Genomic DNA, 1,813 nt, shown 5'->3' with positions numbered 1-1,813 from the left:
GCAGGACCGCCCGCACCACGGCGTCGCCACCCGCCGCGAGCCGGTCCGCCGCGGCGCGCAGCGCCGGCACGTCCCACACGGCGGTGAGTACGGCGTCCCGCGGCGCGGCCAGGGCCCGTTCGAGCACGGCCTCGAAGTCGGCCGGTCGCGGAGCCGGCCCGCCGGGCGTCCGCGCGAGCGACTCCCAGAGTTCCATCCGCAGCGGTGTGCGGGCACTCAGCGCCGGATCGTTCGCCCGCAGGGTCTCCAGCGCCCCGATGCCGCGCAACAGCCGCTCGTGACGGCCGCCCGGGACCCCGCGGTCGGCCTCCACCTCGTTGCCGAAGACCCGCCGGAGCGCCCGTACCAACCGCAGGGCGCGCGCCCCGTCGTCGTCCCAGGCGGAGACACCCGTGGGGCGCGGCAGCGGACGCAGCCCGGCGGCCTCGGCCAACTCAGCGGTGCGGTGCACCGGTTCGGGCAGGAAGGTCGCCATGCGTGCCAGGGTGCCGTCCGGCGTGGCCGCGAGCAGCCGCACGGTGTCGTTGTAGCCGGTCCTGCCGGTCGCGGCGGTGGTGGTGCGCCCGCTGTGGTTGGCGGCGTGCTGGGCGAGCGCGACCTCCTCCAGGGGGTCCTCGACGGGTGGGGCGGGCCTGATGAGGGACTGCTCGCGCAGCGGGTCACCCGCCACGCCGCCGTAGCAGCTCGCGACGTGCAGTTCGTCCCCGGCCGCCCGGCCGACCACCTCGGGCAGTCCGCCGATGTAGCGTCCGCCGTCCTCGGCGCCGAGCAGCAGCACCCGGCCGTCGTCGTGGACCAGCTTCAGCCCGCCGGGTACGCCGTGGGCGTGGAAGGTGTAGACCGACGCCTCGGGGTCCTCCCCGGTCTCCTCGGTGCCGACCGTGTGGAACGTACCCCCGAGGCCGACCACGTGCGCGCGTTCCCGCATACCCCGGTAGAGCCTCAGCCGTCGTTCCCGCAGCCGCCTGCGGCCGTCGTCCGGCATCGACTCCCGGCCCTCGAAGCGGTGGTCCGCGCCGACCAGCGGCCGGGTGTCCACGTCGCTGTCCCGGAACCGGATGCCGTCCACGGTGACCCATTCGCGGTCGACGGCCGGGCCGGCCCCGTCCGGCGGCGGGTCGAACGGCACCCAGTCGCCGTACGCGTCGTCGGGGTCGGAGTCGACGAGCGACGGGACATGGGCGATCGGACCGGCGTCGCCGTCGTCGGTCGGGGTGGCGACACCGGGGGTCCCGGTGCCTGCGGTCGCCGCCTCCGGGGCGGGGGTCCCGGCAGCTGCCGCGCCGACGGTTTCGGCCCCGGCCTCGGTGGCGGTGGATCCGCGGTCGGCGCCCCCGGCGTCCCCACTCGTGGGGCCGAGGAGGCGCCCGTCGCCACTGGGCGCCCAGACCCTGCGGCCCAGCCGCTCGGACACGGCCCGCGCCAACTGCCCGTAGCGGGCTCCGGCGTACGGGCTCGCCAATACCACCGGGACGTCGTGCGGCAGGGACGCCAGCACGGGATCGGCCGCCAGCAGGTCTGCCAGCGCCTGCGGGCCCAGCTCCCGGCCGGCGGCGAACAGGGACGTGTCGCTGCCTCCCTCGGCCGCCACGACGTAGGCGTCCGCCCCCCAGGGCGACGCCTCCTCCGAGACTCTCCGCAGCCTGCCGCCCCGCTGTTCGTGGAGCCGGATCCGGGAGGCGTCGACGCCCGCGATGCCGGAGCCGGTCCAGTCGCGCCCGCGCGGAGTCCCCCGGGCGCCGGCCATCAGGGTGGCGGTGGTGAGCAGCGGGTCCGAGCCGTCCTCGACGGCTCCCGCGGGCGCCGGCTCCGG

1 protein-coding gene is annotated in these 1,813 nt (G+C 77.3%); it reads right to left on the bottom strand.

What is annotated here, in order from left to right; genetic code table 11:
* On the bottom strand, positions 1 to 1,813 hold a 1,813-nt coding region (locus ABZ371_RS32290), incomplete at both ends, for a hypothetical protein (RefSeq protein ID WP_358686438.1).

Origin of the sequence: Streptomyces sp. NPDC005899 (genome assembly GCF_040629645.1) — a bacterium.
GTDB lineage: Bacteria > Actinomycetota > Actinomycetes > Streptomycetales > Streptomycetaceae > Streptomyces.
This window is presented reverse-complemented; position numbering and strand designations above follow the sequence as displayed.